Origin of the sequence: Arthrobacter sp. ZBG10 (assembly GCF_001238605.1) — a bacterium.
Classification (GTDB): domain Bacteria; phylum Actinomycetota; class Actinomycetes; order Actinomycetales; family Micrococcaceae; genus Arthrobacter.
Window position 1 is genome coordinate 1 of record NZ_LFQH01000002.1, and the last position, 25,326, is coordinate 25,326.

A 25,326-nucleotide genomic window follows, 5' to 3' on the forward strand; every position below is an offset into this window, starting at 1 on the left:
CTCATCAACGGCCAACCCACACTGGCGGAAAAGGCCGCCGTGGACGCCTAAGAAGGACGGGAGGGCGGCGACGGCGGGTACCCCGCCGCCGTCGTTCTCTCTGCCGACGCGTCACGGCGTTCAAATATTGTTCAACAATCTATTGCGTGCTTTGCAGACAGTCACTAAGCTGGAATGGCACCGTGACCCGGATCACCGCCAGCTGGATGGAACACCATGAACCGCACGCAGCCCGCCGCAACCGCCTCCCTGGCCAGCGCCGTCCCCCAGCATCCCGCCGGCCTGGCCCCTGCCGCAGCCCGCGCCCTGTTCAGAGCCGGCCTGGTGGCACCCACGGCCGGCTGGAGCGCCGGCTATGCGCAGGCCAACCTGATTATCGTGCCCAAGGCCCAGGCCTTCGACGTGCTGCTGTTTGCGCAGCGGAACCCGAAGCCCTGCCCCATCCTGGGGGTGCTGGACGCCGGCGAAACCAGCGGCGCGCTGCTTGCCGGCGGAGACATCCGCACCGACGTTGCCCGGTATGTGGTGTACCAAAACGGCATCAAGACAGCCGAGCCCACCCATCTCCTCGATTACTGGCGCGAGGACCTGGTGACTTTCATTGTGGGCTGCAGCTTCACGTTTGAAGCCGCCCTGCAGGAAGGTGGCATCCGCGTGGCCCACATCGATCAGGGGGTCAACGTGCCAATGTACCGGACGTCCCTCCGATGCGAGCCTGCCGGCGGGATGTCCGGGCCCATGGTGGTGTCGATGCGGCCCATCCCCGCTTCCCAGGTGGCCGACGCCGTGAGGATCACCTCCCGGTATCCGGCAGTCCACGGCGCCCCGGTGCACGTGGGCAACCCCGCGGAACTGGGAATTACCGACCTCTCCCGGCCCCACTTCGGCGATCCGGTGGAGATCCCCGAGGGCCATATCCCGGTCTTCTGGGCCTGCGGCGTCACCCCACAGGCTGCCGTGATGGAATCAGGGCCACCACTGGCGATCGGCCACGCGCCGGGACATATGCTGATCACCGATGCCCGGGACAGTTCCTACCTGGTGCCCTGACCGGGGTCAGTGTCCGGGGCTGGCTTCGATGGCCAGGATGGTGACGTCCACGCCGCCCACGCGCAGCCCGTTGCGGCGGATCGTATCTGCGATGATTTCCTGGGCGTGTTCCGCCAGGCCAAGGGCCCGGTGGTCAATTGCGGTGGCGATATCGGCCTGGACGTGGACCAGGCCGTCGTCAACAGTGATGTGCAGCCCGTCCCTCGTGGCCGTTGATGTTTGGCCGCCCGCGGCTTCGGTATCCTGGCGCAACACCTTCGAGGTGATTTTGAACTTCTGCATAACGCTGCGCACCGTAGGTTCGAGCCGGAGCAGCCCGGGTTGGCTGAGGAGGGCCGCGGTCAGCGCATCCGCGAGGACATCGAGGTTGACCACCCGGGCGTCCAGTGGCTGGTCAGAGATCATAAAGGTCCTCCACAATGATATTGATCGAGCCGACGAGCAGTGCTGTCTGGGCTTCCACCACGGCGCCGACGCGTTCGCGTACCTGCGCCAGGGTGTCCGGGATCCGCACTGTCGAAGCCAACGCCACCTGCAGTTCGACGGTAAGTTGGGTTCCCTCGGGGACCGGAACACCGGTGGTCCCTGGTTGCACGGGGGTCCCTGGTTGCATGGGGGCTATGGAGCACCGCCGGGCGCGGACCCCGGTAAGGGTGGACGCGGCGAAACGGATCAGCGCTGTCAACGCCTGCTCGCTGATGTCGATCCTGCCGAGCGGGGTGTCCTTGAGGGCTGTTTTGCGGCCGCGCCGGATTTCCGCACGGGCAACCATCATCACCGCCTCCTTCACCCGGTTACCCGGCTGAAGTGACGGCTCCGTCCGGTCACGCTCGCGCATTGATTCAGTGACACTGGCCAGGTGGTAGAGGGCGTTGCGTGCGCTCTGGCAGTCCGGGCAGGAGAGCTCATGGCTGGTGGGTGGTTCGTCGATGGTGGCCCAGAACTCATCAAGGTCACGTCCGCATCCCAGCCGGGGACGGTCACTGTTCATCGCCATGGTTCCATCCCCTCTGCAAGGAAGCGTTTGGCCCGTGCAATCCGGCCCCTGACGGTACTCTCCGGGAGCTGCACTATTGCCGCAATCTCCCGGTATGAGAATTCATGGACTTCCTTGAGCAGCCAGCAAGCCCTGGGCCCGGGCGGCACCGTCTGCAGCAAATCCGACAGTGCCCGCATCTGCGCCTGGTTCTCGTACTCCTTCGCAGGATCGGCGCCGGCCCCTTGTCCGATACTAGCGTGGGCGCCCGCAGTGGTGTCTTGTCCCGCGTCGCCCCGGTCCCCGGCCACGCCGGCCTGGCCGGTTCCCGCGGGTGGGCGGCCCTTCCGGCGGCGGAGCAGGTCCAGGCATTTATTGGTGGCCGTCCGGTACAGCCAGGGAACGAACGCCTGCGGGACCGTGAGGTTGGGCAGGGCCCGCCACGCGCTGATGAACGTCTCCTGGACCAGGTCCTCCGCTTCGGTCCTGTCGTCAAGCATCCGCAGGCACAACCGGAACAGGCCACCCTGATAGGCGTTCAGAAGCCATTCAAAGGCTTCAACGTCCCCGTCCTGCGCCCTGGAAACGACCGTCAGGGCATCAAGTTCGTCCAGCGGCGTCCACACCCCGTCGTCCCAGCCGTTCGCCGGGTCCCGCGGTTCTGCACCGAAGGGGGCGGGCACTTCCGGCGGCACGGGATGCAGGTCAGCCTGCAGGTCCGGCTCCGTTGTCTCGTCCATGTGTTCTCTTCCTCGACCGCTTGCCGCTAAACGATCCCCCGTGGCCGGCGTTCCCTGATCAGCAGGCAGCAGGCCACCACCAGCATAAGGTAAGCAGCCTGCCTAACCGGCCGGACCGGTTCAACGGGCACCGGAGGGGATTCCGGGGCTCCCCTTCCGGGGCCGGAAAAAGAATTTGAGAAATTTACCAAACAGGCCGTGAGGATTGCCCACCGGTTGCGTCTTTATCTGTGTACGCAAAAAACTTTGAAGGAGACCGGATTCCCATGGCAGACGAACAGAACTCCCGCCGCGCAGCAGTTGTCCCCGCTACGGGCGAAGAGCAGGAACGCCGCGCAGAGCAGCACTCCAAGGAAACCGAGAAGGCCAGGAACGTCGGCCCGCTGCAGACCGACAAGGGCAACACCACCATCGCCGAAACGGTTGTCCAGAAGATCGCCGGTATCGCCACCCGCGAAGTCCCGGGCGTCTACGCCATGGGCAGCGCCGGCCGCCGGGCGTTCAGCAGCCTCACCGAACGCATTCCCGGTTCGCAGACCAACGTCAGCGGCGGTGTCAGCGTGGAGAAGGGTGAGCGGCAGGCCGCGATCGACCTGACGATCGTGGTGGAGCACGACGCCTCCATCGTCGAAGTCAGCCAGATGATCCGGAAGAACGTCATCGCATCGGTGGAAGACGCCACCGGCCTCGAGGTCATTGAGGTGAACATCAACGTCACCGACGTCCACCTCCCCGAGGACGACCAGGACAAGGAAGATTCAAACCACAAGGATCTCCAGTAACAGTCCCGGACCCAGCTGATCCGGCAGGCCCCCCGAGCAGGCCGGATCTCCACAGGCGGGGAAGGTGCCGCCCCCGCGTCTTCCCCGCCGCCCCGCCACTCCTCCTGCAAGCCAGTCAGGTGCAGGAGCCCCGCAGCAGAAAAGGCATTCCATGAACACCACAGCCCTTGGCCTGATGACAGGCCTGGCCCTCGGATTCGCAGCAGCTTTCGGCGGGTTCTCCGCGTTCCTCCTGGTTGCCGTCTTCGGCGCCCTTGGACTGGCCGCAGCCCGCATCATCGAGGGCAAGCTGGACCTCAGCGCATTGACCGGCCGAGCCAGCTCCCGCAGATGAGCGCGGCAATTAACAGCCATCCGGGCGGATTGGCGGAGCCCGCAGTACGGGGATCGCTCACCATCTCGGAGAAGGCCATCGAAAAAATTGCCGGCCAGGTAGCGGCGGGGGTTCCCGGCATTAATGGCACGGCCGGCGGTTTCCTTGGGATCGGCTCGCACCGGGCTGACGATGCCCGGCCCAAGGTCAGGGTCCGGCTCAGCGGGAAAGTCGCTGCGCTGCACATCAGTGCCGGGGTGCGCTACCCCGCACCACTGCGGGCAACGGCTGACCGGCTCCGCAGCGAGGTCAGGGAGAAAGTCAGCGCCGCCTGCGGCATTGATGTCCGGCAAGTGGATATCGACTTCGAATCACTGACCTCCACTTCCGGCGCTTCCGGACAAAGGGAACTCCTATGAGCACACAACCCGTATCCCAGTCGCTGCAGCGGCGGTCCAGCCGCACGGTCCCTGCCGCCGCCACCTCCCTTGTCCTGCTGGTCCTCGCGGGGCTGGCAATCTGGGGCGCCGTTGCCTACCTGGCAGGCGGGGCCTGGCCTGGCTTCATCGCGGCGTCCGGCGATGCCGTCAGTGGGCTGACCTGGAACAACCCAGGCGTGTGGGCAGCATCGGTGGTGGTACTGCTGGCAGGGGTGTTCCTGCTGTTTGCTGCGGTGCTCCCTGGCCGGCGCACGGGAGCAGCCATCACCGGCTCTTCCTCCACCGGGCTGACAGAGACCGTCATCAGCCGCCGGGGCCTCGCCAGGCTCGCGGCAGCACATGCTGACCAAACTGACGGCGTCGAGTCCAGTTCGGCTACGGCCAGCGGAAAATCGGTCTCCGTCGTGGTATCCACCAGCCTGAATGAACCCGGATCGTTGTCCCGTGACATCAAGGAGTCCCTGGAGGAGAAGTTCCGCACCGTTGGCCTGACGCAGCCTCCACGGGTCAGCGTCCGGGTCAGGAGCAGCGGATGAACCCTCCACTTTCCCAGGCATTAGCGCCTGGCCCGGTCAGGACCACGAACCACTCGATGCCAGCCAAGGTCGGCAGGCGGGGCAGAACAAAGGCCCCGTTGCAGAAAGAAAAGGACACACCATGAGGGAAACAGCAGGCAGGCTCAACCGGGCATGGCTGGCGGTCATCGCGGTAGTGCTGCTCCTCGCCGGCGGTGCCGGTGTCCTGCTCGCCAGTGGGCTGGGTAAGGACCTGGCCGCCGCCGCCAACCTTGCACTGGTCCCTGCCGCACCGGAAAACCCGGTCTTCGCCGGCCCCCCGCTCGACGCTGTGGCGAATCCCGTTGGTGCAGCCTTGATCCTGGCCGGCGCAGCACTCATCGCCCTGCTGGCGCTCTCCTGGCTCGGCGCCCAGATCCCCCGCCGCCACCAGGCTTCCACCCTGCGGCTGCACTCCGACCATGGCCGGGACGGGTATACCAGGTGTGAACCCCGGGTTGTGGCCGACGCGGTCGCCCACGAAGTTGAGGCGTTGCCGGGCGTCACCTCGGCATCAGCACTGATCCGTGGCAGCGCGAACCAGCCCGAGCTGAACCTGGACGTCAAAGTCGAGGACCGGGCAGACATCCAGGACGTCATCTCCCGGATCAACGGCGAGGTAACAGCAAACCTCGAGACGGCCCTTGAGGTTCCGCTCCGCAAAGTGGCAGTACTTTTCAACATCAGCACCCAGCGGGGCAACGACAAAGCCGCGGTTCTGTAGCCGCACACCTGCCTGTCAACACCCCGCCCAACGTCATAGGAAGGAACCTGGTATGAGGAACAAGATCATTACCGTCGTCGTCACCGCAGTGGCCGGGTGGCTCCGTGGCCGCCTGTCGGCAAGGAAAAACACCAGACCGCCCGGACGGCCCTGACCGGGACAGCACGGTCGCACAAAATTTCTGGACAACGTATGACGATTGTCCAGGATCCTCCCAGCAATGGGTGGCCAAATGGAAAAGTAAACGCAGCAACAGGAAGGAATGCAGACATGGGTATCGGAGACAAGATCCAGAACGCAGCCGAGAGCGCTGTAGGCAAGGTCAAGGAAGCTGCCGGCAAGGCAACGGACAACGACAAGCTTGAAGCCGAGGGCAAGGCCGATCAGGCCGGTGCTTCGGCGAAGAAGGCCGGCGAGAACGTCAAGGACGTTTTCAAAAACTGATTTTCCAGCACCAGCCTGTCAGCATGTGTGCGGTGGCCCCGGAAGGGCCGCCGCACACATCTTTTAATCCGGGTTCACCTGCCGGGTGACGGTGCAGCCCCAAGGTGCACCAGCAGTTCCTGTTCGGAATCTTCCAGATACCGGCGAAGCCCGGCCGCAGCTTCGTCGCGCTGCCCCGCGCGAAGCTGCGCCACCAGGGCCACATTTCTGTCCACGTAGTGGCTGTGGAAGTCCGGCGTGGGGCCCATGGCGTGGAAGACCAGCCGCATCTCGGCCAGTACCTTCTCCATCAGATCGTTCAGGGAAAAACTGCCGGAAAGCGCCACCAGCGCCTTGTGGAGGTCCTGGTTGGCGTCCGCCATCCCCTGCACCGATGCCGCGGTACGGGCTGCTTGCGCCTTGGCCATAATGGCTTCGAGGCCGGTCAGGGCAGCCTCGTCGATATCGCCCCACAGCACGGCGGCGGGTTCGATCAGGCGACGGACCCGGTAAATCTCGCGCACATCGTCCGGCCCCGGGGCCGCAACGTAGACGCCCCGGTTCGGGATCCGCTGCACCACGGACTCGCCGGCCAGCACCGTAAACGCCTCACGGAGGGTGTTGCGGGAAACCCCGAGGGCCTCCGAGAGCTTCTGTTCGGACAGTTTTGACCCGGGCGGCAACTGGCCGGCCGAAATCCGGGCGCGGAGCACGCCGGCAACCCACGCCCCGGTATGGGCGTGGGCTGCGTGGCCGCCGTCGGCGATCCCCTGGAGTGCTTCGTTCATGGGCATCCGTCCAATCTACTCAACGTTCCGGGACCGCCAGGCCGTCGAAGGCCGGCTACGAGATCCGGCCCAGAAGATCACCACGTCCGACGGCGGCACCCGCCTCCTGTGCGCCTCGCGTCCAGGTGCCGCTCCGGTGGGCCGTTACCGCGGTTTCCATCTTCATGGCCTCCAGCACGGCGACGGCCTGGCCGGCTTCGACCTGGCCATCTTCGGCCACCCATTTCACCAGTGACCCGGACATCGGCGAGGCCAGGCCGGCGTCGTCCTGCTCCGCAGCGTCCGCCACTGCCTGGCCGCCCGCGCCGCCGCCGGTGAGGAGCGCCGCGTAAAACTGCTCCGGCAGGCCCAACTGCACGGCTTTGCCGTCAATCTCCACGGTCAGGGTCCGCCGTGCCGCGCCGGGGTTGGTGCGGGCGATCTCGGGGGACGCCGCCAGCTCCCCGGCGAAGTCGTTTTCGATCCAGGTGGTGTGGATGCCCAGTCCCTCCTCAGCCGTGAACGCGGGGTGGCGCACCACTGCCCGGTGGAATGGCAGGACGGTGGGCAGGCCCTCGATCCGCATCTCGGCCAGCGCAGCCGCTGCCCGCCGGAGCGCCTGCGGCCGGTCTTCACCGTGGACAATGAGCTTGGCCAGCAGCGAGTCGTATTCGCCGGGCACCACCGACCCGGAGCGGACGCCGGTGTCCACGCGGATCCCGGCGCCGGTGGGCGGTTCGAAGGCCACCACGGTGCCGGGCCCGGGCAGGAACCCCCGGGCGGGATCTTCCGCATTGAGCCGGAACTCGATGGCGTGGCCCTTCGGTTCGGGGTCCGCCGCAAGGTCAAGGGCGCCGCCGGCGGCAATGCGGAACTGCTGGCGGACCAGGTCCACGCCGGAGGTTTCCTCGGTGACCGGGTGCTCCACCTGGAGCCTGGTGTTGACCTCCAGGAAGGAGATGATCCCGTCCGCGCCCACCAGGTATTCCACGGTTCCGGCGCCGTGGTACTCCGCCTCGCGGCAGATGGCCTTGGCCGATTCGTGGATCTGCGCGCGCTGCCCTGCTGTCAGGAACGGCGCGGGGGCTTCCTCCACCAGTTTCTGGTTCCGGCGCTGCAGTGAGCAGTCCCGGGTCCCCACCACCACCACGTTCCCGTGGGTATCGGCCAGGACCTGGGCTTCCACATGCCGCGGCCGGTCCAGGAACCGCTCCACAAAGCACTCGCCGCGGCCAAAAGCCACGGTGGATTCGCGGACAGCCGATTCGAACGCATCCGCCACGTCCTCCATCCGGCGCGCCACCTTCAGGCCGCGGCCGCCGCCGCCGAAAGCTGCTTTGATGGCCACCGGAAGTCCGTGTGCCCGGGCGAACGCGAGCACGTCCTCGGCGTTTTCCACCGGGCCGTCGCTGCCGGGCACCAGCGGCGCCCCGGCCCGAACGGCGATGGCACGTGCGGTGACTTTGTTGCCCAGGGAGCGGATGGAATCCGGTGACGGGCCGATCCAGGTGAGGCCGGCCCCGATCACAGCTTCCGCGAATTCTGCGTTCTCGGACAGGAAGCCGTAGCCGGGGTGCACGGCGTCGGCACCGGAGCGGCCGGCGGCCGCCAGGATCTTGCCGATGTCCAGGTACGTTTCGGCGCCTGTGCTGCCGCCGAGTGCGTACGCCTCGTCCGCCAGCCGCACGTGCAGGGCGTCAGCGTCCGGGTCGGAGTAGACGGCCACGGACTGCAGCCCCTCGTCGGCGCAGGCGCGGGCGATCCGCACGGCGATCTCGCCGCGGTTGGCAATCAGGACTTTTTTCATGGCTGGGTTCCTTCTGAAGCGGTCTGATCCGGTTCACCATGGTGGGGAGGTTCCTGGTTTGCCGGTGCGAGGGTGGTGGGGTCCACAACGGTGAACCGGACAGGGTGGCCGGGCTGCAGCTGCGCCGCAAACGGCAGGTCGCCGGGCACAACCACGGCAATCACCGGGTAGCCGCCGGTCACCGGATGGTCGGCCAGGAAAAGGACGGGGTGGCCGTTGGGCGGTACCTGCAACGCGCCGGGTACCGTTCCTTCACTGGGGAGCTCACCCTCGCGGGTCCGGACCAGCGCTGCGCCGGGAGCTCCCGGCGTGGCTGCTTCACCAGCCGGCCAGGCCCCGCCGGAAGGTCCGGGCGTGAGCCGGACCCCGATCCGGTTGGATTGTTCACTGACCAGCCAGTCCTGCCCGGCCAGGGCCGTGAAGGCGGCCGGACCAAACCAATCATCGCGGGGGCCGAGGGTGACGCGCAGCTCTGTGGGGCCGTCCGCGACGGACAGCAGGGTGCTTTCCGCCGGGCCCACGGGATGGACGCCGGTCACCGGAGCGATGGGCAGGAACATGCCGGCAGCAAGCGGCGGCGGTCCGATACCGGACATCGAGTCGCTGGACCGGCTGCCCAGCACGGGCTCCACCGCCAGCCCGCCACGGACGCCCAAGTAGCTCCGCACACCGGTTCCGGGGGCGCCGAGGCTCAGCGTCTCGCCGTCGAGCAGGGCAAAAGGTGTGTGCAGGGCCGGCGTCCGCAGCAGCTGGTTGTCGGCGTCGCGGACTTCCAGGCGGACGGCAGCGCCGGCGACTGCCAGGACCTGGTCGCCCCGGGCCTGGACAGCAAGTCCGCCCAGGAGGTTTTCGACGACGGCGGAACCCGGTTCGTTGCCCACCAGCCGGTTGGCCTGGCGGGCCGAGCGCGGGTCAGCGGCGCCGGACACGGAAACGCCGAGGTCGCCGAATCCCGGCCGGCCTAGGTCCTGGACCAGCGATTGCAGCCCCGGAGCCTGCACCAGGAGCCCGCTGCCTGCCTGGTCCGGCGCGGACCCAGGGCCCGGGGCCACGGCCGAACGCACTGCCACCCTCTCGCGGACGGCAACGTAGCGGACGGTATCCCCCGGCCGCACCAGCGCCGGCGATTTCCGGCCCAGGTCCCACATCACGGCGGACGTGTGGCCCAGCAGCTGCCAGCCGCCGGGCGACTGCCTCGGGTAGACGGCCGAGAAGGCCCCGCCCAGCGCCACGGAGCCGGCCGGCACGGCCGTCCTGGGCGAGCTGCGCCGCGCCACCGACAAGGAGTCGTTTTCCCCCACGAGGTAGGTGAAGCCCGGGGCAAAGCCGCCGAAGGCGCCCGTCCACACCTGCCCGGTGTGGGCGGCCACCACACCGTCGGCACCCAGGCCGGTCAGGCGGCCCACCTCGGCGAGATCCTCGCCGTCGTACACCACCTCGATGGTGACCTCATTGCCCGCGTGGTGGCCGCGGGCCGCCAGGTCCAGGTGCGGCAGCAACCCGCGGGCAGCCCCGGCGTGGAAGCGGGAGCCGAACTTGACCAGCACCGTGGCTGCTCCGGCGACGGCGTCGAGCTGCCCGGGGAGCGGCTCGGCCTGCAGCCGGTCGTGGAGGGCAAGGACGCCGGCCAGCCCGGTGAGCTCCACCAGGACCGCGTTGGGGCCGGACCAGCGGACGCCGGTGATGCTCACGCGAAGCTCCGCACGGTGACGCCGGCGGCGGCAAGGCCTGACCGGACCGCGCCGGCCATGGCCACCGCGCCGGGGGTATCGCCGTGCACGCAGATGCTGTCCGCCTGCACTTTCAGGACGGACCCGTCACGGGCCACGATGGTGCCCTCCGTGGCCAGCCGGACCATGTTGGCCGTGATGGCGGCGTGGTCGTGGAGCACCGCGCCTTCCTCGCGGCGCGACACCAGGGTGCCGTCCGGATTGTAGGCGCGGTCGGCGAAGGCCTCGGACAGGGCCGTCATGCCGCGGGCTTCGGCTTTCTTCTGCGCCACGGCGCCAGGTAGGAGCAACAGCGGCAGCTCCGGGTTGAAGGCGTGGACGGCGTCCACCACTGCCTGCGCGTGGATCTCGTGGTGCACAATCGCGTTGTACAGGGCGCCGTGCGGCTTGACGTAGCTGACCTCGGTGCCGGCGGCGCGGGCCAGCGCCTGCAGCGCGCCGAGCTGGTACAGGACATCGTCCGCTAGTTCCACGGCGGAGCAGTCCAGGAAGCGGCGGCCGAAGCCGGCCAGGTCCCGGTAGCCCACGTGGGCGCCGACGGTCACACCCGCCGCCACGGCGTCGCGGCAGGTTTGGGCGATGGTGACCGGGTCCCCGGCGTGGAAGCCACAGGCCACGTTGGCGCTGGTGACGTGCCGGAAGACGGCGGCGTCGTCCCCCATGGTCCAGTTGCCGAAGGATTCCCCGACGTCACTGTTCAGATCGATGTGCGGCATGTGACCCTCGTCTCAGGTTGGATTCTTCAACCATCATGCCTTACGCCGCAAGATTGTTCAACAATCTTTCGGCGCCAGTTTGCCGGCCCGTCAGCCGGCGGTGATCACCAGCGCCACACTGTGCCCGCCGAAGCCGAAGGCGTTGACCAGGCCCGCTCGCGGGGCGTCCGCGGCAAGGTTGCGGACCTGTCCGGTCACCACGTCGAGGTCAACTTCCGGATCCAGCGCCTCCATGTTCAGGGTGGCCGGCAGCTGCGAGGTGCGCAGGGCTTCGAGGACCACAACTGCGGCCAGCGCGCCGGCGCCGCCCAGCAGGTGGCCGGTGTGTCCCTTGGTGGAGGTCACCGGAACATTGGGCCCGAAGATGGCGTTGATGGCCTGCCCCTCGAGCTTGTCCCCCACGGGAGTGGAGGTAGCGTGGGCGTGCACAAACCCGATGGCGGCCGCTTCCAGGCCCGCCGACTCGAGCGCTTTCTGCATGACGCGGCGCTGCATCGCCGGATCGGCGGCAACGATGTCGTTGGCATCGGACGTCACGGCCCCGCCGGCCACCGCGCCCAGTATGGCGGCGCCGCGGGCACGGGCGTGGGCTTCGCTTTCCAGCACCACCACACCTGCGCCCTCCGCGAGGACAAAACCGTCCCGGCCGCCGTCGAACGGGCGTGAGGCCAGCTGCGGATCGCCGGGGCGGGTGGACAAGGCGCGGATCTGCGAAAAGCCGGTGATCACCAGGTCGTTGACTGAGGCGTCAACACCGCCGGCAATCACGACGTCGGCAGCTCCTGAGCGGATCATTTCGGCACCCTGGACAATCGCCTCAGCCCCGGAGGCGCAGGCGCTGACCGGAGTCCGCGCGCCGCCGCGGGCCCCGAGGTCGATCGATACCCAGGCCGCCGGGCCGTTGACCATCAGCCGGGTCAGGGTGTGCGGGGAGACTTTGCGCGGGCCGGAGGCGGCCAGTGTCCGGTCCTGCTCCAGGGTGGAGCCCAGCCCGCCGTACGCAGAGCCGATCACCACCGCGAAGCGCTCGGGGTCAACGTCCGGGGCGCCGGCCTGGGCCCACGCTTCCCGGGCAGCGATCAGCGCGAGCTGGCCGCAGCGGTCCATGCGCTTGATCTCGCGGGTGCTCAGGTGCCCGGAGAGGTCCGACGGCGCGCGGCCCGCGATTTTTACAGGCAGCTGCTCCGCCCAGGGTTCGTCCAGTTCCGCGATTCCGGACTTCCCGGCCAGGAGGCCGGCCCAGGTCCCTGCCACCGAGGACCCCAGCGGGTTGATGGTTCCGGCGCCGGTCACCAGGGCACGTGGCTGGACTGCATTCATGTTTTGGGCCCTACTTTGCGGGGTTGTGCGTGCCGATGGGCACCAGGGTCAGGTCGGGGTGGTTCTTCTCGATCCGGCGCAGGGCCCACACGTCGTTGAAGAGCGCAAGGTATTCGCCGTCGGACCGCAGCAGCACCTCGGTGCCGGTGACGTTGGCCAGGGCAGGCATGGCATCCGCCGTCGAAATTCTTGCCAGCGAGTACGGCAGGCGCTCCAGGCGCATGGGCGCGCTGAAGTCGTGGGCCATCCGGTCCTCCACCACCTCGAACTGCATGGGGCCTACGGCGGCCAGCACAGGGGCCTGGTCGCCGCGGACGTCAGAGCGGAGCACCTGGATGACGCCCTCGTGCTCGAGCTGTTCGATGCCGCGCCGGAACTGCTTGAACTTGCTGGGGTCCTTGGACCGTGCCACCTGGAAGTGTTCGGGGGCGAACAGCGGGATGGCCGGATATTCCACGGGGTCGGCCAGGAAAAGGCTGTCACCCACGCGGAGGGAGGACGCGTTGACCAGGCCCACCACGTCTCCCGGGAAGGCCTCGTCGATGACTTCGCGTTCCCGGCCGAAAACCTGCTGGGCGTACTTTGTGGCGAACGATTTCCCGGTACGGGTCTGGGTGACCACCATGCCGCGCTCGAACACACCGGAGCAGACGCGGATGAAGGCGACGTGGTCCCGGTGGGCCTTGTTCATGCCGGCCTGGACCTTGAAGACGAAGCCGGAGAACGGGGATTCCACCGGGCGGGCGTTGCCCTCCACGTCAGGCCGGGGTGCGGCCGGCGGCGCGAAGTCCACCAGGGCATCCAGCAGTTCCTTGACCCCGAAGTTCAGAGCTGCGGAGCTGAAGAGGATGGGGGTGGCGGTGCCGGCGTGGAAGCTTTCCACATCGAATTCGAGGTTTGACTCGATCACCAGGCCGGCCTCGTCCACGGCGTCGGTCCAATCCTTGCCCTGGCTTTCGGCGGCCTGGTCCGGGGTGAAGTATTCGGTGAGGGCGATCTGGGCGCCGGAGTTATTGCGCTGGAACCGGGCGAAGCGGTCGTTGCGCAGGTTCCAGACGCCGCGGAAGTCACCGGAGATGCCCACGGCCCAGGTCAGGGGCATGGGCTGGAGGCCCGTGCGTTCGGTGATTTCGTCCATCAGGGCCAGGGCGTCGAGGCCGGGGCGGTCCCATTTGTTGATGACGGTGATGATGGGGAGGTTGCGGGCCTTGCAGACCTCGAAGAGCTTCATGGTCTGTGTTTCCAGGCCCTTGGCGGCGTCCACCAGCATAACGGCGCAGTCGACGGCGGCCAGCACGCGGTAAGTGTCCTCGGAGAAGTCGGCGTGGCCGGGGGTGTCCAGGAGGTTGATCACGGTGTCGCGGTAGGAGAACTGCAGGGCGGCGGAGCTGATGGAAATGCCCCTGTCCTTTTCCATCTGCATCCAGTCGGAGACGGTTTCCTTGCGGTTGGCCTTGCCGCTGGACGCGCCGGCGGTGCCGATTACCTTGGCGTGCAGCGCCAGGGCCTCGGTCAGGGTGGACTTGCCCGCGTCAGGGTGGGAAATGACAGCAAAGGTCCTGCGGCGGCCCGCCTCTTTGTGGATCCCGGAGATCCGGGCGGGGGTCAGGACTTCTTGGGACACGGTGCTACCTTCGCTGCGGTGGGGTCTGCCCGGGGCTCTGGCGGAACCTGTGGGGCGGCGGAAAAGCCAAGTTCCAGTTTATCGCAGGGCCGCAAACGGCGGCCCGCCCGCTTAACGCCACCGAAACCGGACGTTCAAAACAACGAAATGCAGGCCCGCTAGCGTGGCCGGATGATCACCGCAGCGAACCGGCGCCCCAGCAGGACACCACCCGGGGGCCGCTCCCCTGCCGGCATGCTGCCTTCCTGGACGGGGGACTGAGCGGTGCACGGCGTTCCGGTTTCCTACAACCCCTTCTTCGATCCGTTCGCAGCGGCCGCCCCGCGCCAGCAGGGCCCAGCCGCCGGCGGATCGCCACCGCCGGCCAACCAGCGCCGGGGCCAGCAAAGCGCCGCGGAGCACCGCGCCCTGCGCGCGGCCTCGCTGCTGCGGGTCAGCTCGGACCTGGAGCGGATGGTCCGCGAGCGCCGCAGCCCCTGACCCTCCCCAACTAACTAGCAGTTGTTGTCGTTTTGGGGGCTCATAACGACAACAACTGCTAGCTAGTTGGGAGTCGGAGGCGGGGGACTGTTGACGCACCACTATGGCGCAGGTTACAGTTTTTCCTGTTCGCAGTTATACGAATAACTGTCACGTATCACCCAAGGCCCAAGGAGGTGCCCGATGGCAAGGTCCCGACCCCATTCCGGACCCACCATGCATGATGTCGCGGCAGCCGCCGGCGTCTCCCAGGCCACCGTATCGCTGGTCCTCAACCAGGCATCCGGCGGCCGGTTTTCCGAGGAAACCCGCGTCCGGGTCCAGGACGCGGTGCAGGAGCTCGGCTACCGCACCAACGCCCACGCCAAAACCCTGCGCGACGGCGTCTCCGGCATTATCGGCTTCCTCGGCGACGCCGTGGCCACCACCCCCTTCGCCGGCAAGATCATCGAAGGCGCCCAGGAAAGGGCCTGGGAGGACGGGCTCCTCCTGCTGACCATGAACACCGGCGGCAACAAGGCCCTGGAAACCGCGTCGCTGGACTCCATGCTTTCCTACAAGGTGGCGGGAGTTGTCTATGCCGGCATGTACCACCGCCGGCTGGACGTCCCCGAAGCCCTCTCGGGCGTCCCCTCGGTTGTCCTGAACTCGCAGGACCGCCAGCGGCGGCTCCCCAGCGTTGCGCCGGACGAGGAGCTGGGCGGCTACACGGCCACCCGCCGCCTGCTCGATGCCGGGCACCGGCGCGTGGCGATGATCAACATCGAAACGCTGGAAAGCGAACTGCCGGCCGCCGTCGGACGCTTCAACGGCTACGTCCGCGCCCTCGCCGAGGCCGGGGTCCCGGCCAACCCGGACCTGGTCCGGTTTGGCAGCGGCAACGAACTCGACGGTTTCACCCACACCATGGAACTGATGCGCGGCGGCCACCCGCCCACCGCCATCTTCTGCGCCAACGACCGCACCGCATGGGGGGCCTACCAGGCCGCCTCGGAGCTGCGCATCTCGATCCCCGACGATGTCTCCATCGTCGGCTTCGACAACCAGGAAACTCTCGCCCCGCACCTGCGGCCGGGACTGACCACCCTCGAACTGCCCTTCATCGAAATGGGGCGCCGCGCTGTGGACCTCATCCTGCAGGGCGCCGAACCCGACGGGACCGTCGAATACATGGCTTGCCCGCTGGTGGAACGCAATTCAGTAACACATCCAAAGGAGTTGCCATGAGCCGCATCGCGGCCGGGACAACGCCGGCACCGCCGCCGGCCGCCCCCAACAGGTCCACCCAACGGGCCACACACCGCAAGCCGCTGCCGTTGCGCCTGAAAAGGGCGGCCAGGGCGTGGCAGTTATACGTATTACTACTGCCGTCACTCATCTACATTGCCGTCTTCAAATACTGGCCGATGTACGGCGTGCAGATCGCCTTCCGCAACTACAACCCCGTGGACGGCTTCACCGACAGCCCCTGGGTGGGCCTGGCGCACTTCGTCCGGTTCGTAAACTCGTACCAGTTCGGCCAGGTGGTGGGAAACACCCTCTGGATCGCTGTCCTGGGCCTGGTGGTGGCGTTCCCCATCCCCATCATCCTGGCCCTGCTGGTCAACCAGCTGCAGAGCGAACGGTTCAAGAAGTTCACGCAGACGGTGCTGTATTCACCGGCGTTCATCTCCACGGTGGTGGTGGTTGGCATCATGTTTGTGCTGCTCTCCCCGCGGTCCGGCCTGGTGAACAACGCCATCCAGCTGGCCGGCGGCGAGCCCGTGTTTTTTATGGGCTCGGCGGAGTGGTTCCGGCCCATCTACGTCATCTCGGATGTCTGGCAGAACGCCGGCTTCGCCATGATCGTCTACCTGGCGGCGCTGTCCGGCATCGACCCGGCCCTGCATGACGCCGCCAAAGTGGACGGCGCCTCCAAGCTCCAAAGGATCCGCCACATCGACCTGCCGGGCATCATGCCCGTCATCACGGTCCTGTTCATCCTGGCCATCGGCAACCTGCTCAACGTCGGCTTCGAGAAGGCACTGCTGATGCAGACCAACCTGAACCTGCCGACGTCGGAAATCATCCAGACGTACGTCTACCACGCCGGGCTGCAGCAGGCGCAGTTCAGCTACTCGGCCGCGATCGGCCTGTTCAACTCCGTCCTCAACCTGGTGCTGCTGCTCGTCTTCAACACGATTGCGCGCCGGGCCAACCAAGCAACCCTCTGGTGATGCCGCTATGTCCCTGAACACCAAGCCCGTGCCCGCACCGGCCACCCCCGCCCGCCAGGTTCCGGCCCCGAAGCGGACCTTCTCCTTCCGCGACCGGTGGGCGGACTCCGCCTTCAACGTCGCCGCGGTCACCATCCTCACGGCGTCCATCATCGCCGTCGTCTATCCCCTCTACTTCATTGTGATCGCCTCCATCAGCGATCCCAACGCCGTCTACGAAGGCAAAGTCTGGTTGTTCCCCTCCGGCGTCACACTGGAGGGTTACCAGCGGATCTTCGCGGACAGCCGGATCTGGAATGGCCTGGGAAACACGGTGGTTTACACCGTCCTGGGCACCGCCATCAGCGTCACCACCATCCTGTTCGGCGCCTACGCCCTGTCCCGCAAGGACATGCCCGGCCGGAAAATCCTGATGCTGCTCTTTGTCATCACCATGTTTTTCGACGGCGGCCTCATCACCAAGTACCTGGTGGTCCGCGACCTGGGCATGCTGGACACGGTCTGGGCGGTGGTCCTGCCCGGCGCGGTAGGCGTGTGGAACCTCATCATCGCCAGGTCCTTCTTCGAACACACCATCCCCGGCGAACTCCGCGAAGCCGCCCAAATGGACGGCGCCAACGACTTCACGTTCTTCTTCAGGATGGTGCTCCCGCTCTCCAAGCCGCTGATCATGCTGATGGTCATGGTCCATGTGGTGGCGCACTGGAACTCGTTCTTCGACGCCCTCATCTTCCTTAACGACGACACCAAGTACCCGCTGCAGCTGGTGCTGCGGAACATCCTCATCCAGTCCGACGTCTCCTCCGCCGGCACCACCGGCGGGGACATCGAGTCCTACGCGGCAGCCCAGCGGATCGGCGAACTTACCAAATACGCCATGATCGTGGTCTCCAGCCTCCCGCTGATGATCGCGCTGCCGTTTATGCAGAAGCACTTCACCAAGGGCACCATGATCGGCGCCGTCAAGAGCTGACGCTCCCTTCCGTATCGTCCGACGGCGGCACTCCCCTCGCGCCGCCGCCCCACCTTCCGCACCTTCCGCACCTCCCGCACCAAGTCCCGCACCAAGTCCCGCACCAAGAAAAGGATCGACCCATGGCCACCAGCCGCCGCAAACTCGCCGTCCTTGGCACCCTCATGGCAGGAACAATGCTGTTCACCGCCTGCTCGGGCTCCAAAGGCACCGCCGAGATCCAGGACGCCTCCGCCGAATTCGGCTTCCAGGAGACCGGCTTCCCGATCGTCAAGGACAAGCTGACCCTCACGTTCTCCGGCACCAAATCCGCCCTGGCCCCTGACTACGGCAGCATGTCGCTGGTGCAGCAGTGGGAAAAGGACACCAATGTGCACATCGACTGGGAAAACCTCCCCGAAGCGGTGTTCAAGGAAAAGAAGAACCTCATCCTGGCCAGCGGCGACCTGCCGGACGCGTTTTTCAACAGCGGCCTCACCGACGCGGAAATCACCACCTACGCCGCCAGCGGCACCCTGGTCCCGCTGGAGGGCCTGATCGAAAAAAACGCCCCGAACCTGGCTAAAATCCTGGCGGACCGGCCGGACATCAAGGCTGCCATCACCTCCTCCGACGGGCACATCTACTCCCTGCCCTCCGTTGAGGAGCTGGGCCTGGTCCAGTTCCCCAACGAAATGGCCATCAATACCGCTTGGCTGGACAAGCTCGGCATCCCGATGCCTAAAACTGTTGACGAACTCCACAACGCCCTGCTGGCGTTCAAGGCCAAGGACGCCTCCGGGACGGGCCGGACCATCCCGCTGAGCTTTATGCCCGGCTCGTGGTGCGGGGACATCGTGGACCTCATCGCCGCCCTGGGCGGGGTCCCAGACAACATGGACCACCGGATCGTCCAGGACGGCAAAGTCATCTACACCGCCACGCAGGACGGCTACAAAAAAGCCATCGGCACCCTGCACCAGTGGTACCAGGAAGGCCTGATCGATCCGGAGTCCTTCTCTCAGGACGACAAGGCGTACCTGGCCAAGGGCAAGGCCGGGACGGCAAACCTCGGCTCGTTCGTCTGGTGGGAAATCAAGGAAATGGTGGGCGCTGACCGGGCGGCGGACTACGCGCTGCTGCCCGTCCTCGAAGGCGTGGACGGCAAGCGGCTGGCCAGCCAGTCCAACAACCAGGAGATCGCCCGCGGCGCCTTCGCCGTGACCCGGACCAACAAGTACCCGGCAGCCACCATGCGCTGGGCCGACAACCTCTACGACCCCCTCCAGTCAGCACAGGCCAACTGGGGCCCCATCGGCGAAACCCTGCAGAAGGACGCCGCCACCGGCCTGCTGACCCAGATCCCCGCTCCGGCAGGGACCAGCGAAGGCGAGCGCCGCCAGAAGGTGGCCCCCGGCGGCCCCAAGGCCAACACCGCCGAAAACTTCGAGAAAGTGGTGGCCCCCGAGCCCCGCGCCGCGGAACGGCAAAAGACCATCCAGGAAAACTACAAACCGTTTGCAGCCAATGACGGCTACCCGCCGGTGGCCCTGTCAAACGAGGAAATCCAGCAGATCGGCACCATCGAAACCGACGTCTCCGCCCTGGTCAAGCAGACCACTGCCAAGTGGATTGTCTCCGGCGGCATCGACAGCGAATGGGACGGCTACGTCTCCCAACTGGAGAACGTTGGCGTGGACCGGATGATCGACATCTACCAGCAGGCCTACGACCGGTTCCAGCAAAACTCCTGACCCAAAACACAGCACGCCAGCCCGCACCTGCAGCACGAAACGAGACGCATCCATGAACCCCGCCACGCCCACCCTTGAGGCCTACCGGCCGGCACGCCACTTCGCCGCCCGGGACACCTGGCTCAACGACCCCAACGGCCTGGTGTTCCTCGACGGCACGTACCACCTGTACTTCCAGAACAACCCGTACGGGAACGTCCACGGCAACCTGTCGTGGGGCCACGCCACCTCCACGGACCTGGTGGACTGGGTGGAACAGCCGGTGGCCATCCGCTGCGATGAAACCGAAGAGATCTTCTCCGGCAGCATCGTGGTGGACCAGGAGAACACCTCGGGGCTCGGGGCGGCCGGGACGGCGCCGCTGGTGGCCCTCTACACCAGCGCCTACCGGCCGGCCTCCGAGCACCAGGGCACGCAGGCGCAGTCGGTCGCCTGGAGCGCGGACGGCGGCTACACGTGGACCAAGTACGCCGGGAACCCCGTCCTGACCCGGAACTCGCCGGAGTTCCGGGACCCCAAGGTGTTCCGGTACGAGGGCCCCGCCGGCAGCTACTGGGTCATGGCCGCCGTCGAGGCTCTGGATTTCGCGGTGCTGCTGTACCGGTCGGACAACCTGCTGGACTGGACGTACCTGAGCACCTTCGGGCCCGCCAACGGCACCGGCGGGGTGTGGGAGTGCCCTGACCTCTTCGAGCTGCCGGTGGACGGCAACCCGGAGCGCACCAAGTGGGTGCTCACCGTGAACATGAACCCCGGCGGCCCCAACGGCGGTTCGGCCGGACAGTACTTTGTGGGCCACTTCGACGGCACACGGTTCAGCTCCGAAACCACCGTCACCGAAGGCCTGCAGGACGACTCCCGGCTGGCCGATTACCACTGGCTGGACTGGGGCCGGGACTACTACGCCGCGGTGTCCTTCAGCAACGTCCCGGCCGGCCGGCGGCTGATGATCGGCTGGATGAACAACTGGCAGTACGCCAACCGGATCCCCACCGCGCCGTGGCGGAGCCCCATGAGCCTGGTCCGCGACGTGTGGCTCACCGAAATTGCGGGGCAGCCCCGGCTGGTCCAGGCCATCGCGCCGGAGGTCACCGCAGGAGCGGAGGCCGCCGCCCGCACGGAGGTCGCCGTCGCCGGCAGCCTGGCGGTCGACGGCGGCACCCCGGTCCAGCTGCTCCACGTCACCTTCACGCCGGAATCGGCTGACGTGTTCGGCATTGTGGTCCGCGGCGCCGCCGACGGCACTGCCGGGACCCGGATCAGCATCCGGCCCGGTGCCGGCAGCCTGGTCCTGGACCGGACGCTGTCCGGCGACACCGGCTTCGACCCATCGTTTGCCTCTGCCAGCACGGCGCCCATCCTGCCGGGCCCGGACGGAACCTACTCGCTCCGGATCTTTGTTGACCACTGCTCCGTGGAGGTTTTTGGCCAGGACGGCCTGGTCAGCATGACCGAACTGATCTTCCCGGACCCGGCCCACAGCACCATCAGCCTGTTCGCGGACGGCGGCACCGCCGGCGCCTCGCTGCAGCTGTGGGACGTGGCCTGACCGTGGCGGCCCAGGACACCCGTGGCACCGGCCTTGACGTGGTGGTGGTGGGCGAGGCGCTGGTGGACATCGTCACCACCAGCGCCGGCACCACCGAACATCCCGGCGGTTCCCCCGCCAATGTGGCCTACGGCCTGGGCCGGCTGGGTGTGCCCACGGGCTTCCTCACCTGCCTGGGCACGGACCGGCACGGCGCGCTGGTGGCGGAGCACCTGGTCCGGGCAGGGGTGGGGATCCTGTCCGGGTCGCCGAGGACCGGGCCCACCTCCACTGCCGCCGCCACCCTGGCGCCGGACGGATCGGCCCGCTACAGCTTCAGCATCCATTGGGACCTGCCGGCCTGGGATTCCGCCGCGCTAACGGCGCCACCCCGGGTGCTGCACACCGGTTCGATCGCCAGCTTCCTTGCCCCGGGCGCCGAATCGGTCCGCGGCCTCCTGGAGCAGGCGCAGGGCACCTCCCTGGTCACCTACGATCCCAACATCCGCCCGGACCTGCTGGGCAGCCACGCGGCAACCCTGGCCGGCTTTGAGGACCTGGTCCAGCTGGCGGATGTCATCAAACTCAGCGACGAGGATGCAGCCTGGCTGTATCCCCGCCGCGATCCGGCGGACGTTGCGGCGGAACTGGTGCGGCGCGGCGCACGCCTGGCAGTGGTGACCCTCGGCGCGGAGGGGGCGCTGCTGGCTACCCCGGTCACCACGCTGCATGTTCCGGCGGTACCTTCCGTAGTGGCGGACACCATCGGGGCCGGCGATTCCTACATGGCGGCCCTGATTTCCGGCCTGCTGGCGGTAGCGCCGGGCGAACTGGAACCGGCCACCGTGGAAGGGCTGGGCCGGATGGCCGCGGCGGCCTCGGCGATCACCGTGGGCCGGCCCGGCGCCAACCCGCCCACAGCTGCTGAACTGGCGGCCGCCTTGAAGGTGCCCCACCCCGCCTGATCCCATTCCCCCCAACTAGGTCGCAGTTGTTGTCGTTATGAGCCCCCAAAACGACAACAACTGCGACCTAGTTGGGTGGGGCGGGGCTTGGCGGTCCGGCAGGGCACACGGCGCCCCGGGCATGCGGCACGGCCGGGCCAAAAGCGCCCTCCCGGGCACAACGCGGGGAGGCATTCGGACCCCCTGCGCCGCTCCCTTCCCACGGGGCACTTTAAGGCTTGCCTGTGCGGATGGACACAATTCTTACCCCTATCATTGAGCTTGCAGGAAACTATGCACTTTTCATCCTGCCGGCAGAGTGCGGAAGCCGGCATTCCGGCGGGCACAGGTCCGCACCTTTGAAGGGACAACCATGGCGCGGAGCCCTGAAGAATCACTCAAGGCAACGCTGGGCAGGGTGGCGCCCGGGACTCCGCTGCGTGACGGCCTGGAACGGATCCTCCGGGGCCGGACGGGTGCGCTGATCGTCCTGGGCTCGGACCGGACCATCGACTCCATCTGCTCGGGCGGCTTCGACATCGGCATCGACTTCTCCCCCACCCGGCTGCGTGAACTGGCCAAGATGGACGGGGCCATCATCTGCGACAAGGACGCGGGAAACATCCTGCGCGCCGCCGTCCAGCTGGTCCCGGACTCCAGCATCGAAACCCAGGAATCGGGCACCCGGCACCGCACCGCGGAGCGCGTGGCCATCCAGACGGGCGTCCCGGTCATTTCCGTGAGCCAGTCCATGCAGATCATCGCCCTCTACGTCAACGGCCTGCGGCACGTGCTGGAGGGTTCGGAAAAGGTCCTGGCCCGCGCCAACCAGGCCTTGGCCACCCTCGAGCGGTACCGCTCCCGGCTTGACCAGGTCACCAGTTCCCTCTCCGCCCTGGAGATCGAGGCGATGGTGACGGTGCGGGACGTCGCCGTCACCCTGCAGCGGCAGGAAATGGTCCGCCGCATTTCCGAGGAAATAGCCCAGTACGTCCTGGAGCTCGGTGAGGACGGCAGGCTGCTCTCCCTGCAGCTGGATGAACTCACCGTGGGCCGCGGGCCGGGCAGCGATGTGATCATCCGCGACTACGCGGGCCCCGATGCTTCCCCCGAGGACATCGAAAAGGCCGTGAGCGCCCTGGTCAACCTGGGCCCCACCGAACTGATCGACCTCAGCAGGATCGCCGGCATGGTGGGCTTCGCCAGCGGCGTGGACAACCTTGACGCCGTGGTCCAGCCCCGCGGGTACCGGCTCCTGTCCGGCCTGAAGGCGGTTCCCAAAGCCGTGGCGGACCGGCTGGTGGACCACTTCGGCGGGCTCCAGTTCCTGATGGCCGCCACCATCGATGACCTGATGACAGTGGACGGCATCGGCGACCAGCGTGCCCGCACGGTCCGGGAAGGTCTCAGCCGCATGGCCGAGGCCAGCCTGCTGGACCGCTTTCTCTAACCCCGGCCCGGCAAAACTGGACCGCGGCCACAAACCGGCTCAGTTGAGCTGGAAAACAGCCTTGGGGCTGGCTTTGGAGCCGAGCTTCGCGGTGAAGATGTAGTAGGCCCCACCGCCGCCGGGCTTGGCCGAAACCGGCTGGCAGCCTTCAACACTCCTGGCCTGCGACCACGGAAAGTTGGCCGTTTCGCTGGCACCGGGCGCGATGGTTTTGATGAGGTCCTCGCTGGTGGACTGGCAGTCCCGGGACGAGAAGATCCGGTCGGCACCGCTGGTGACCAGGAATTCCATCTGCGAGGTGCCGATGTTGACCTCGCAGGGCATGGTGCCGCCGTTGGTGACCTTCAGGGTCAGCAGCGGTTTGTCGTCCGGCCCGTAGGCGCCCTTGTCCGTGGCTGCGGAGATGGTGACCAGGTTCTGGTTGCAGGACGGGGCCGCGGACGGCGTGGGAGTAGGGGTGGCAGCGGCACTGGTTGGCGCGGCGGCTGTTCCGCTGGGAGCGGGGTCCGTGGCTGAGGCCTGCTCCGACCCGCCGCCGAAGGCGCCGCCCAGGGCCAGCCCGCCCATCAGCAGGGCCAACGCCAGGAGCAGTGCGCCGCCGGCAAACAGCCTGCGGCGCCGGTACACGGCAGCGCCCGGCCTGCCGGCACCCGTTGCCGCCGAAGCCGCGCTTTTACCGCGCGATGATGTACTGCCTTGCCTGCCCATCCTCCTAGGCTAGAGAACCGGCACTGCTCTGCGGGGCCACCACGCCGCCGGACGGCCAACGAGCTGGTCACATCGCGTTTCAACCCGCCGGAGAACTTCCATTACAGTGTGGGGATCGATACCAAAACCCCCACCACCACAGTTCCCGCGCCGCCTGCCGGCGGCGAAGCCGGGCTCAGTTCCCTGCACGCAAAGATCAACGGCTGGTTTGACGAAACCGCCCGCGACCTGCCCTGGCGGGATCCGGCCTGCAGCCCCTGGGGCGTCCTGGTCAGCGAGATCATGCTGCAGCAGACACCCGTGGTCAGGGTGCTGCCCGTTTGGCACGAATGGCTGGAACGCTGGCCCACCCCCGCTGCCCTGGCAGCAGTTCCGGCAGGAGAAGCCGTCCGGGCCTGGGGAAGGCTCGGATATCCGCGCAGGGCATTGCGGCTCCACGCGGCGGCGGCCGCCATTGTGCAGGACCATGGTGGCAGCGTCCCCGCAACCCATTCCGAACTGCTCCAGTTGCCTGGTGTGGGCAGCTACACGGCCGCCGCGGTGGCGGCCTTCGCATTCGGCCGACGCGAAACTGTGGTGGACACCAACATCCGGCGCGTCCACGCCCGCCTGGTATCCGGAACGGCACTGCCGGCCCCCGCCCTGACCGCAGCCGAGATGCGCCTGGCCACCGCGCTGCTGCCGGCCGACGACGGCGCCTCCGTCCGCTGGAACGCCGCGGTCATGGAGCTGGGCGCCATGGTGTGCACGGCCCGGGCACCCAAATGCGTTGCCTGCCCGGTCCGGGACTCCTGTGCGTGGCTGGCCGCAGGCGAGCCGCCGCCGTCGTACATCCCCAAAGGCCAGGCGTGGCACGGCACCGACCGGCAGGTCCGCGGCGCCGTGCTTGCCGTCCTGCGCCTCGCGGACGCGCCGGTTACCCCGGACCTGTTCCAGGCCCCGCCTGCGGACCTGGGGTTCGCGCCGGAAGGAATCGGTGTGCCGCTGGCTGCCCTGCACCGGCTCAATTCAGCGCCTGAACAGTTGGAACGGGCGCTGGCCGGGCTGCTCACGGATGGGCTGGCGGAGCTCGCACACGGCGGCTACCGGCTTCCGGCCTGAGGGGCTGCGGCCGCAAAATGGCATACTTCGGACATAACGCAACCAGGGGGAACGCATGAGAATGATCATCTATGGCGTGTGGGCGCTGTTTATGGTGGCCGCCGTTTTCGCGATTATCCGGACCGTGCGGACCACGCGGCGCCAGTCGGAGCAGATGGCCAGCTGGCCCAAGGCCCGGGCCACCGTGACCGGCAGCGTGGCGGGGTGGACCAACGGCGGGGGCGGCT

Annotated in this window: 26 protein-coding genes; 16 read left to right on the forward strand and 10 right to left on the reverse strand. The window is 67.5% G+C overall.

Annotated features, from left to right (window positions below):
• Positions 1–216 precede the first annotated feature (216 nt).
• Positions 217–1,050 (forward strand): putative hydro-lyase, encoded by an 834-nt coding sequence (locus tag ACU18_RS00400; RefSeq protein ID WP_050683548.1) that lies wholly within the window; start codon positions 217–219, stop codon positions 1,048–1,050.
• Between the two features lie 6 nt (positions 1,051–1,056).
• Here ACU18_RS00400 and ACU18_RS00405 read toward each other — a convergent pair whose 3' ends face one another.
• The 3 genes from ACU18_RS00405 to ACU18_RS00415 are packed head-to-tail and all read right to left on the reverse strand — an operon-like array spanning position 1,057 to position 2,766.
• The gene (locus tag ACU18_RS00405) at positions 1,057–1,455 is read right to left on the reverse strand and encodes a hypothetical protein (RefSeq protein ID WP_050683549.1); all 399 of its coding nucleotides are present in this window, start codon (positions 1,453–1,455) and stop codon (positions 1,057–1,059) included.
• Positions 1,445–2,047: an Asp23/Gls24 family envelope stress response protein gene (locus tag ACU18_RS00410; protein ID WP_082178093.1), complete on the reverse strand. Its 603-nt coding sequence runs from the start codon at positions 2,045–2,047 to the stop codon at positions 1,445–1,447. Before ACU18_RS00410 ends, ACU18_RS00405 begins: the two co-directional genes overlap by 11 nt.
• A complete protein-coding gene (locus ACU18_RS00415) occupies positions 2,038–2,766 on the reverse strand; it encodes an RNA polymerase sigma factor (RefSeq protein ID WP_050683551.1) in 729 nt (242 codons plus the stop codon). The genes ACU18_RS00410 and ACU18_RS00415 overlap by 10 nt, the downstream gene beginning before the upstream one ends.
• Before the next feature lie 266 nt (positions 2,767–3,032).
• Between ACU18_RS00415 and ACU18_RS00420 the strand changes: the two genes are divergently transcribed.
• The 6 genes from ACU18_RS00420 to ACU18_RS19120 all read left to right on the forward strand — a co-directional run bounded on the left by ACU18_RS00420 (position 3,033) and on the right by ACU18_RS19120 (position 6,023).
• Positions 3,033–3,548, forward strand: coding sequence for an Asp23/Gls24 family envelope stress response protein (locus ACU18_RS00420; protein ID WP_050683552.1), 516 nt, complete (start codon positions 3,033–3,035; stop codon positions 3,546–3,548).
• A 151-nt stretch (positions 3,549–3,699) separates the two neighbouring features.
• On the forward strand, positions 3,700–3,882 hold the full coding sequence (locus ACU18_RS00425) for a hypothetical protein (protein ID WP_050683553.1): 183 nt from the start codon (positions 3,700–3,702) through the stop codon (positions 3,880–3,882).
• Positions 3,879–4,280, forward strand: coding sequence for an Asp23/Gls24 family envelope stress response protein (locus tag ACU18_RS00430; protein WP_050683554.1), 402 nt, complete (start codon positions 3,879–3,881; stop codon positions 4,278–4,280). Before ACU18_RS00425 ends, ACU18_RS00430 begins: the two co-directional genes overlap by 4 nt.
• A complete protein-coding gene (locus ACU18_RS00435) occupies positions 4,277–4,837 on the forward strand; it encodes a DUF6286 domain-containing protein (RefSeq protein ID WP_050683555.1) in 561 nt (186 codons plus the stop codon). The genes ACU18_RS00430 and ACU18_RS00435 overlap by 4 nt, the downstream gene beginning before the upstream one ends.
• A gap of 121 nt (positions 4,838–4,958) precedes the next feature.
• Positions 4,959–5,579 carry a hypothetical protein gene (locus ACU18_RS00440; RefSeq protein WP_050683556.1) on the forward strand — a complete coding sequence of 207 codons (621 nt, stop codon included), beginning with the start codon at positions 4,959–4,961 and terminating at the stop codon, positions 5,577–5,579.
• Between the two features lie 270 nt (positions 5,580–5,849).
• On the forward strand, positions 5,850–6,023 hold the full coding sequence (locus ACU18_RS19120; protein WP_082178094.1) for a CsbD family protein: 174 nt from the start codon (positions 5,850–5,852) through the stop codon (positions 6,021–6,023).
• Between the two features lie 74 nt (positions 6,024–6,097).
• On the opposite strand, the gene ACU18_RS00445 is transcribed toward ACU18_RS19120, so the two are convergent.
• The 6 genes from ACU18_RS00445 to ACU18_RS00470 all read right to left on the reverse strand — a co-directional run bounded on the left by ACU18_RS00445 (position 6,098) and on the right by ACU18_RS00470 (position 13,966).
• Positions 6,098–6,796, reverse strand: a complete 699-nt coding sequence (locus ACU18_RS00445; RefSeq protein ID WP_050683557.1) for a GntR family transcriptional regulator — start codon at positions 6,794–6,796, stop codon at positions 6,098–6,100.
• Positions 6,797–6,845: 49 nt separating this feature from the next.
• Entirely contained in the window at positions 6,846–8,576 is a 1,731-nt protein-coding gene (locus tag ACU18_RS00450) for an acetyl/propionyl/methylcrotonyl-CoA carboxylase subunit alpha (RefSeq protein ID WP_050683558.1), read from the reverse strand.
• Positions 8,573–10,267, reverse strand: a complete 1,695-nt coding sequence (locus tag ACU18_RS00455) for a carboxyltransferase domain-containing protein (RefSeq protein ID WP_050683559.1) — start codon at positions 10,265–10,267, stop codon at positions 8,573–8,575. The genes ACU18_RS00450 and ACU18_RS00455 overlap by 4 nt, the downstream gene beginning before the upstream one ends.
• On the reverse strand, positions 10,264–11,022 hold the full coding sequence (locus ACU18_RS00460) for a LamB/YcsF family protein (protein WP_050683560.1): 759 nt from the start codon (positions 11,020–11,022) through the stop codon (positions 10,264–10,266). Before ACU18_RS00460 ends, ACU18_RS00455 begins: the two co-directional genes overlap by 4 nt.
• Before the next feature lie 90 nt (positions 11,023–11,112).
• Positions 11,113–12,342, reverse strand: a complete 1,230-nt coding sequence (locus tag ACU18_RS00465) for a beta-ketoacyl-[acyl-carrier-protein] synthase family protein (protein ID WP_050683561.1) — start codon at positions 12,340–12,342, stop codon at positions 11,113–11,115.
• A gap of 10 nt (positions 12,343–12,352) precedes the next feature.
• Entirely contained in the window at positions 12,353–13,966 is a 1,614-nt protein-coding gene (locus ACU18_RS00470) for a peptide chain release factor 3 (RefSeq protein WP_050683562.1), read from the reverse strand.
• Between the two features lie 264 nt (positions 13,967–14,230).
• Between ACU18_RS00470 and ACU18_RS00475 the strand changes: the two genes are divergently transcribed.
• From ACU18_RS00475 to disA, 8 genes are all read left to right on the forward strand, one after another.
• On the forward strand, positions 14,231–14,446 hold the full coding sequence (locus ACU18_RS00475) for a hypothetical protein (protein ID WP_050683563.1): 216 nt from the start codon (positions 14,231–14,233) through the stop codon (positions 14,444–14,446).
• 183 nt (positions 14,447–14,629) lie between these two features.
• The gene (locus ACU18_RS00480) at positions 14,630–15,673 is read left to right on the forward strand and encodes a LacI family DNA-binding transcriptional regulator (RefSeq protein ID WP_231685965.1); all 1,044 of its coding nucleotides are present in this window, start codon (positions 14,630–14,632) and stop codon (positions 15,671–15,673) included.
• Complete coding sequence (locus ACU18_RS00485; protein ID WP_050683565.1) at positions 15,670–16,662, forward strand: ABC transporter permease; 993 nt, start codon at positions 15,670–15,672, stop codon at positions 16,660–16,662. Before ACU18_RS00480 ends, ACU18_RS00485 begins: the two co-directional genes overlap by 4 nt.
• A gap of 7 nt (positions 16,663–16,669) precedes the next feature.
• Positions 16,670–17,635 carry a carbohydrate ABC transporter permease gene (locus ACU18_RS00490; protein WP_050683566.1) on the forward strand — a complete coding sequence of 322 codons (966 nt, stop codon included), beginning with the start codon at positions 16,670–16,672 and terminating at the stop codon, positions 17,633–17,635.
• A gap of 122 nt (positions 17,636–17,757) precedes the next feature.
• Entirely contained in the window at positions 17,758–19,368 is a 1,611-nt protein-coding gene (locus ACU18_RS00495; RefSeq protein ID WP_050683567.1) for an ABC transporter substrate-binding protein, read from the forward strand.
• A 52-nt stretch (positions 19,369–19,420) separates the two neighbouring features.
• Positions 19,421–20,917: a glycoside hydrolase family 32 protein gene (locus tag ACU18_RS00500; RefSeq protein ID WP_050683568.1), complete on the forward strand. Its 1,497-nt coding sequence runs from the start codon at positions 19,421–19,423 to the stop codon at positions 20,915–20,917.
• Positions 20,902–21,861: a carbohydrate kinase family protein gene (locus ACU18_RS00505; RefSeq protein WP_231685966.1), complete on the forward strand. Its 960-nt coding sequence runs from the start codon at positions 20,902–20,904 to the stop codon at positions 21,859–21,861. Before ACU18_RS00500 ends, ACU18_RS00505 begins: the two co-directional genes overlap by 16 nt.
• 352 nt (positions 21,862–22,213) lie before the next feature.
• Positions 22,214–23,290 (forward strand): DNA integrity scanning diadenylate cyclase DisA, encoded by a 1,077-nt coding sequence (gene disA, locus ACU18_RS00510; RefSeq protein WP_050683571.1) that lies wholly within the window; start codon positions 22,214–22,216, stop codon positions 23,288–23,290.
• A 39-nt stretch (positions 23,291–23,329) separates the two neighbouring features.
• Here the strand turns inward: disA and ACU18_RS00515 are convergent, their stop codons facing one another.
• On the reverse strand, positions 23,330–23,998 hold the full coding sequence (locus ACU18_RS00515) for a hypothetical protein (RefSeq protein ID WP_050683569.1): 669 nt from the start codon (positions 23,996–23,998) through the stop codon (positions 23,330–23,332).
• A 282-nt stretch (positions 23,999–24,280) separates the two neighbouring features.
• Here ACU18_RS00515 and ACU18_RS00520 point away from each other — a divergent pair, with 282 nt between their 5' ends.
• Entirely contained in the window at positions 24,281–25,099 is an 819-nt protein-coding gene (locus tag ACU18_RS00520; RefSeq protein WP_331456798.1) for an A/G-specific adenine glycosylase, read from the forward strand.
• Positions 25,100–25,326 lie beyond the last annotated feature (227 nt).